The 7450-nt window shown below is 76.4% G+C and carries 4 protein-coding genes and 1 pseudogene; 1 reads left to right on the top strand and 4 read right to left on the bottom strand.

The genetic code is table 11. From position 1 onward, the window contains the following. Both PYV61_RS17615 and PYV61_RS17610 read right to left on the bottom strand, forming a co-directional pair. Window positions 1–1961 (bottom strand): annotated as a pseudogene (locus tag PYV61_RS17615) (hypothetical protein); the annotation flags it as partial. 222 nt (window positions 1962–2183) lie between these two features. Continuing rightward, entirely contained in the window at window positions 2184–3392 is a 1209-nt protein-coding gene (locus PYV61_RS17610) for a metal-dependent hydrolase (protein ID WP_275834012.1), read from the bottom strand. Between the two features lie 62 nt (window positions 3393–3454). Between PYV61_RS17610 and PYV61_RS17605 the strand changes: the two genes are divergently transcribed. Beyond that, on the top strand, window positions 3455–5938 hold the full coding sequence (locus PYV61_RS17605) for an excinuclease ABC subunit UvrA (protein ID WP_275834010.1): 2484 nt from the start codon (window positions 3455–3457) through the stop codon (window positions 5936–5938). A gap of 193 nt (window positions 5939–6131) precedes the next feature. On the opposite strand, the gene PYV61_RS17600 is transcribed toward PYV61_RS17605, so the two are convergent. Next, window positions 6132–6926 (bottom strand): META domain-containing protein, encoded by a 795-nt coding sequence (locus PYV61_RS17600; RefSeq protein ID WP_275834008.1) that lies wholly within the window; start codon window positions 6924–6926, stop codon window positions 6132–6134. Beyond that, the coding region (locus PYV61_RS17595) for a hypothetical protein (protein ID WP_275834006.1) at window positions 6923–7450 on the bottom strand (528 nt) is incomplete at its 5' end. The genes PYV61_RS17595 and PYV61_RS17600, both read right to left, overlap by 4 nt.

Here is a 7450-nt window from a genome sequence, read left to right as displayed (position 1 = left end):
GCCGCCGCGAGCGCCGCCGCCGCGCGCGCGTTCCGCTCGGCCGCGCGCGCCTGCCCGCGCACGCGCAGCGTCTGGAGCCGCGCGTGCGCGGCCTCGCTCATCGGGACGAGGAAGGCGAAGTGGCGCTCCCCCGACTCGTCGTCGGCCACCACGTCGGCGTCGAACGCGAGCGAGAAGAGCGACCCGCCGGCGGCGTCGAGCGCCTCCAGCGTCAGCGCGCCGCCGGCCGCGGGGAGGACGCTCCGCCCGGTGAGGCGCACCGCCGGCTCGAGCGTCACCGCGCCGTCGGCCGAGACACGCCCCCACACCAGCAGCCCCGGCTCGACCGACGCGCCGGTCACCGTCGTGCCGGTGGAGGTGCCGCGGTAGCTCATCACCGCCTTGTACGTGTAGTCGCTGATCCACTTGGGCGAGCAGTAGCCCATGATGTCGTACTGCGACGACGGGATCAGCGTGCCGAGGCGGACGTTGAAGCCGAACGCGCCGATCGCGCCGCCGGCGTACGGGTAGCCCGCGTCGGCGCCCGAGACGCCGCCGCACGGGGCGTGCTGCCGCCCCCAGTTGTGCCCGAGCTCGTGCGCCATCGTCGAGCTGCCGCTCGGCAGGTAGTCCCACCCCATCGACACGGGCGCGCCGATGTAGCCGATGCCGGCGACGCCGCTCGAGTACGGGACCTTCGCCACGCCGTAGTAGTTCTCCGTCGCGCCGTCGGCCGTGCGCAGCGCGCGCAGCTCGCTCAGCGTGGCGCTCCACCCGGCGCCGTCGCTCAGCAGCGTCTGCGACGTGGTGTACGGCGCGCGCACCGCGGACGTCACCGCGCTCACCGGCTGCAGGTCGAGCGTCCCCTGCAGGAACGACGCGGTGTTCGCGCTGGTGATGTTGCCCGCCTGCCCCGTCGACGCCTGCAGCACCGGGACGAAGCGTACGGCGAGCGCCGGCACGTTGCGCACGTCGAGGTTCAGCGCCGTGCCGCTCGCCGGGTACGCGTTGTCCGTCTCCACGCTCTCGGCGACCGCGCCGGTCGGGTCGACGTCGACGAGCACCGAGAGCCCGGTCTGGATCAGCGAGCCGGGGACGCGGACGTTCCACGACGCGGTCGCGGAGCCCTCGTTGAGCGCCGTCGGCACCGAGGCCGCGGGCGCGTCGGCGGTCAGCGTGGCGACGAGCGCGCCGCCGCGGTAGAAGCGCGCGCGCACCGCTGGCTGCGCGGTGTTGGCCGCGCTGGCGCCGGGGAACACGCGCAGCACTCCCTCTCGCCCCGCGACCAGCGGCACCCCGCCGGCCATCGTCTGCACGCCCTGCGTCAGGTAGGCGCCGAGCACCGTGAGGTTGAGCCCCGACGGGGGCGGCGTCTGCGTGGCGGCGTAGCCCACGGCGGCCGACGCGACGGCGCCGGCGGTCACCGACGCCGTCTGCGTGGCGGGCGTCGGCGTGTACGTCGTGGAGCCGGCGGTCACCGTCGCCGCGGCGACCGTGTAGCTGCCGGGGGCGAGGCCGGCGAGCGTCTGCGTCGCCGTCAGCGCGCGCGAGGCGCCGTCCGGCCCGGTGACCGTGACCGCCGCCGGCGTGGCGTCGGGCATGGTGATCGTCACGGCGAGCGAGCCGGTCGTGGCCGCGGCCGCCGAGTACGTGACCGTCGCCGTCCCCGTGCTCCCCTTATTCACCGCCACCGACTGCGTGGCCGGCGCGGGCGTGTACGTCGTGCCCGACGCGGCGACCGACGCCGCGGTGAAGGTGTAGGTGCCGTTCGGCAGGTCGCCGAGCAGCGTGCTGGCCGTGACCGTGCGGGCGTAGCCGTTGGGCCCCGCGACGGCCACGCTGCCGGCGACCCCGGCGGGGAGCCCGCCCAGGTTCACCTGGATGCTGCTGAGCGTCTTGCCGGGCGCCGCGCCCTTGGCGAGCGACGGGTCGGCGGACGCCGAGGTGGGCGTGGCGGTGGAGTCGCCGCAAGCGGCGAGCACGACCGTGAGGGTGGCGGCCGCGAGAACGCGGCGCCCGGGACGGGGAGCGGGCATCTGAAGGGGGCGCTCGGGGAAGGAGGGCGGCCACATCACCGCACCGTGGGGACGGTGCGGCGCCCGGTCCGTGTCACGGACGGGCGGGACGCCAGCGGGCCGGCGTGACGGGAACGACCGCCGGCGTTCGGAAGCAACTGTTTCCCGGGCGCGCCCTGGTGCCGCGCGTCACCCTCTCACGAGGATGTCAGCGCGCGGCGGCACCCACGGCGGGACGTGGCGCGGGCAGACCGTCGCACGGGCCGGCGTCGCGAACGAGGCGAAGCCGCCCCCGCCGCGGGCGTAGCGCAGGTCGTCGAGCCGCAGCGAGTCGCCCGGCAGCGGCTCCCAGCTCGGCACGCGCACGAAGCGGAGGGCCGCCGCCACCTCGCAGTGCCCGGCGAACAGCGCCCGCAGCTCGTCGACCGGGGCGACCCACTCCTCCCCCCACCGCACGCCCGCGGGGGCCGGGCGCCCGGCGCCGCCGCCGCCCCCCTGCTGCCGGCAGCGCTCGACGCCCCGGAGCCCCGGGAAGGGCGCCACGTCGGCCGCCGTCACGCGGTAGATCCCGCCCTCGACCTCCATCACCATGGCGCCGAAGCACAGCGGGTTGGCGGCCGCCGGCTCCAGCGCGGCGTCCACGTACCCGGCGCCGGCCGCCGCCCGCACCCGGTCGCGCGCCGCGCCCGAGGCGGCGAAGGCGACCAGCTCGAAGCCGAGGAAGGCCGCGATGCCGAGCGCGACGCGGCGCGTCGCCGGCGCCGCGCACACCACCGCCGCCCACGCCAGCGCGCCGACCGTCAGCAGGGCGGCCGTCCCCTTCGTCACCGGCCCGAAGGTCCACGCCGCGCCGAGGATCGCCACGAACGCGACCGCCAGCAGCGCGCGCGCGACGGCGCTGCGCACCAGGAGCACGAGCGGCGGGAGCGCGGCGATCCAGAGCCACGGCTCGACGATGAACACGGCGTCGCCGTAGTACCACCGGTCGTCGAGCGGCCAGAACGGGTGCACGCCGTAGCCGTTGGTCCAGTCGAGCGCGATGTGCGACAGCGTGCCGGCGGCCGCCAGCGCGAGCAGCGCGCCGCGCTCGCCAGGGCCGAGCCCCGCGCGTCGGCGCCTCGCCAGCGCGGCGCCCCAGAGGAGGAGCGCCGCGGCGAGGGCGAAGACGACGGTGTGCGTGTGCCCGCGGTGGTGCAGGAGGTAGCCGAGCCGCCCCATCCCCAGCACGGGGCCTGCGTAGAGCAGGTCGGCGTCGGGCAGCTCCGCCGCCACCACGCCGAGGAGCATCGCGACCCGGCCGAAGCCTTGCGTGGAGGGGCGCCCGGCGCGCCGCTCGACGAGCGCGGTGGCGGCGGCGCCCATCAGGGCGCCCGCGAGGGCGTGGGTGACGTTGTCCATGCGCGGAGTCTAAGGTGCCGTCCGAGTCCCCGTCCCCTCCCCCGTCGATTCCCCGGGGCTTCGTGCGCGTGCGCGGGGCCCGGGAGCACAACCTCAGGAACGTCGACGTCGACATCCCGCGCGACGCGCTGGTCGTGTTCACCGGCGTGTCGGGGAGCGGGAAGTCGTCGCTCGCGTTCGGCACGCTGTACGCCGAGGCGCAGCGCCGCTACCTCGAGTCGGTCGCGCCGTACGCGCGTCGGCTCTTCGACCAGCAGGGGGTCCCCGACGTCGACCAGGTGGACGGGCTGCCGCCGGCGGTGGCGCTCCAGCAGCAGCGCGGCGCGCCGACCACCCGCTCCTCGGTCGGCAGCGTGACGACGCTCTCGAACCTGCTGCGCATGCTCTACTCGCGCGCCGGCGACTACCCGCGCGGCGCCAAGGAGCTGCACGCCGAGGACTTCTCCCCCAACACGCCGCAGGGCGCCTGCCCGCGCTGCCACGGGCTGGGGCGGATCTACGACGCGACCGAGGCGTCGATGGTCCCCGACCCGTCGCTCACCATCCGCGACCGCGCGATCGCCGCCTGGCCCCCGGCGTGGCACGGGCAGAACCAGCGCGACATCCTCGTCACCCTCGGCTACGACGTCGACCGGCCGTGGAGGGAGCTGCCGCGGAAGGAGCGCGACTGGATCCTGTTCACCGACGAGCAGCCGCAGGTCCCGGTGTACCCGGGCTTCACCCCCGCCGAGACGCGGCGCGCCGTGAAGCGGAAGGAGCCGCCGGCGTACATGGGGACGTTCACGAGCGCGCGGCGCTACGTGCTGCACACCTTCGCGACGACGCAGAGCCCGATGATCAAGCGGCGCGTCGCGCAGTACCTCGTGAGCGGCGACTGCCCGGCGTGCGGCGGGCGGCGCCTGCGCCCCGAGCCGCTGGCGGTGCGCTTCGCGGGGCTCGACATCGCCGAGATGTCGCGCCTCCCGCTGGCGCGGCTGCACGAGACCTTCCGCGGGCTGGCGAAGCGCCGCCCGCGCGACGACGAGCACCCCGAGCGCGCGCTGGTCGCGCAGCGGATCGCGCAGGACCTGTGCGCGCGACTCGAGGTGCTGCTCGACCTCGGCCTAGGCTACCTCTCGCTGGAGCGGAGCACGCCGACGCTGTCGCCGGGGGAGCTGCAGCGGCTGCGCCTCGCGACGCAGGTGCGCTCCAACCTGTTCGGCGTCGTGTACGTCCTCGACGAGCCGTCGGCGGGGCTGCACCCGGCGGACACCGAGGCGCTGCTGCGCGCGCTCGACCGGCTGAAGGCGGCCGGCAACACGCTGTTCGTCGTCGAGCACGAGCTGGACGTGATCCGCCACGCCGACTGGCTGGTGGACGTCGGGCCGCTGGCCGGGCAGCACGGGGGAAAGGTCCTGTACAGCGGCCCGCCGGCCGGGCTGCGCGACGTGGCGGGTTCGGCGACGGCGCGCCACCTGTTCGCCGACGCGGCGCTCCCCGCGCGCACGCCGCGCGCGCCCCGCGGCTGGCTCGCGCTCGAGGGGGTCACGCGCAACAACCTGCACGGCCTCGACGTCCGCCTCCCGCTCGGCAACTTCGTGTCGGTCACCGGCGTGTCGGGGTCGGGGAAGTCGAGCCTCGTCAGCCAGGTGCTCGTGGAGCTGGTCGCCGACGCGCTGGGGCACGCCGCGCCGTCGGAGGACGAGGAGTCGGCCGAGCACGACCTGGAGGCGCGCCCCGTCGAGACCGCGGGCGGCCGCATCGCGGGCGGGATGGACGGCGTGCGCCGGCTGGTGCGCGTGGACCAGCGGCCGATCGGGCGCACGCCGCGCTCGAACCTCGCGACGTACACGGGGCTGTTCGACCACGTGCGCAAGCTGTTCGCGGCGACGAAGCAGGCGCGCGCGCGGCGCTACGACGCGGGGCGCTTCTCGTTCAACGTCGCCAAGGGGCGCTGCCCGACCTGCGAGGGGGAGGGGTTCGTGAGCGTCGAGCTGCTCTTCCTCGCGAGCGTGTACGCCCCCTGCCCCACCTGCCACGGCACGCGCTACGACGCGAAGACGCTGGAGGTGACCTACGCCGGGAAGAACGTGGCCGAGGTGCTGGCGATGACGGTCGACGAGGCGCGCGCCTTCTTCGACGACGTCCCGGCGGTGTGCCGCCCGCTCGACGTGCTGCAGGAGGTCGGGCTCGGCTACCTCCGCCTCGGCCAGCCGGCGACCGAGCTGTCGGGGGGCGAGGCGCAGCGCATCAAGCTCTCGGCGGAGCTGCAGCGCACCGCGCGCGGGAGCACGCTCTACGTGCTCGACGAGCCGACGACGGGGCTGCACCCGGCCGACGTGGAGCGGCTGATGACGCAGCTCGACCGGCTGGTGGACGCCGGCAACACGGTGGTCGTGGTGGAGCACGACATGCGCGTGATCGCCGGCAGCGACTGGGTGGTCGACCTCGGGCCGGGCGCCGGAGAGGCCGGCGGGCGCGTGGTGGCGGCCGGCCCGCCGGCGGAGGTGGCGCGGACGCGCGGCAGCCGCACGGCGCCATTCCTCCGTCCGTACGTGAGCGGCTGAGGGGAGCGCAGGCTCATCGCGGCAGCGACGTGCGCGTCGCGTCGCACGCGCCCTCGCTCAGCCGAGTGAGCGCCGGGCGCCGAGCGCCGCGCGGAGTAATCCTCGGCGCCCGGCGCCCGGCGCTCACGGCGCCCCCACGCGTGGCGTCCGCACGCGCGCGGCGGCCGGCTCGCCGCCGAGCGCCTCGCTTCGCTTATCGCAGCCGGTCGGCCGCGAAGCGCGCGACGGGAGCGCCGCCGGCCGTGAGGATCAGCGCGTCGCCGTCGACGCGCGCCGCGTCCACCGATTCGAGGCCGCGGAGGAAGGCGATCTCCTGCCGGTTCAGCGCCGGCTCGGCGCACGCCATCTTCGTCGAGGAGAGCGGGCCGAAGCGGAGGGCGGCGCCGTCGCGCGAGAGCGGGCCGCTGAAGCGGTTGCAGCCGGAGTGGCCGCTGACGCGCGCGCCGTCCGCCTCGACGACGAGGTGCGGCTCGCGCCCCTCGCCGGGCGACTGCACGGGCTGACCGCCCAGCTCCACGAGCCGCCAGTACGTGCCGGCGAGCGTCCCCGCGTTCAGCATGCGTCCACACCCCCGGACCTCGCGCCCGTCGAGGCGCACCGTGACGGCGTACGGATACGCCTCGCCGCTCATGACGTCGCGGCAGTCGCCGGGCGCGAGCGCGACCGACAGCTCGCCGCCGGCGGCGGCCACGCGGTAGGTGGTCGTCCCGCCCTCGCGCGTCGGCGCCGGCGTGCGCGCGCCCACGCGCGTGCGCCCGTAGTCGCCGAAGAAGCGCACCTCCCCCTCGACGTCGAGGTCGAGCAGCCAGCCCGGCTCCTGCCCCACGGCGCGGAAGTCGACGCCGCGCGCGCGCGCGTCCTCCCACGACCCCGCCTCGGCGAGCGGGTCGGGCGTCGGCGGCGCGGGCGGCGTGCGGCGTGCGCACGCCGCGAGCGCGCACGCGGAGAGCGCGAACGCCGACGACGCCGCGCGGACGGCGCGCCTCACTTCCCGCCCCCCAGCCCGGCGAGGTCGATGGCCGTCTTGGCGAGTCCGCCGACGACGGCGGTCCCGGAGACGAGCGCGGCGAGCAGCTTCTCGTGCCGCACGTACCAGGGGGTGGTGCGCGCGGCGATGCGCTGCTGCAGGCGCTCGAGCTGCTGCGGGATCTGCACGAGGGCGGCCATGCGGGAGTCGGGGGTGCTGGCGTCGGAGCCGTATTCGCGGGCGATCGCGACGATGGTCTGCCCGAGCAGCCGCTCGTCGATCGAGCGGCACTGGAGGAAGATGGCCTCGACGGTGGTCACGATGGTACGGGACATCCCCTCGCGGTCGAGCGGGACCCCGCCGAGGAGCGCCGAGTCGACGGTCGACTGGAGCGACGCCGACGCGGCGGCCAGCGTGGCGCGTCGCCGGTCGATGAGCGCGGTGAGCCCGGCGAGGGCCGCGGCGTCGAGCGCGGTGGCGAGCAGCGGCGTCGCGAGCAGCCGCCACGCGGCGCCGTCGCCCGCCCCGCCGCCGCGGGTGGCCAC

Origin of the sequence: Roseisolibacter sp. H3M3-2 (genome assembly GCF_029211165.1) — a bacterium.
Taxonomy (GTDB): Bacteria; Gemmatimonadota; Gemmatimonadetes; order Gemmatimonadales; family Gemmatimonadaceae; genus Roseisolibacter.
The sequence above is the reverse complement of the archived record's forward strand: the minus strand, read 5'-3'. Positions and strand labels throughout refer to the sequence as shown.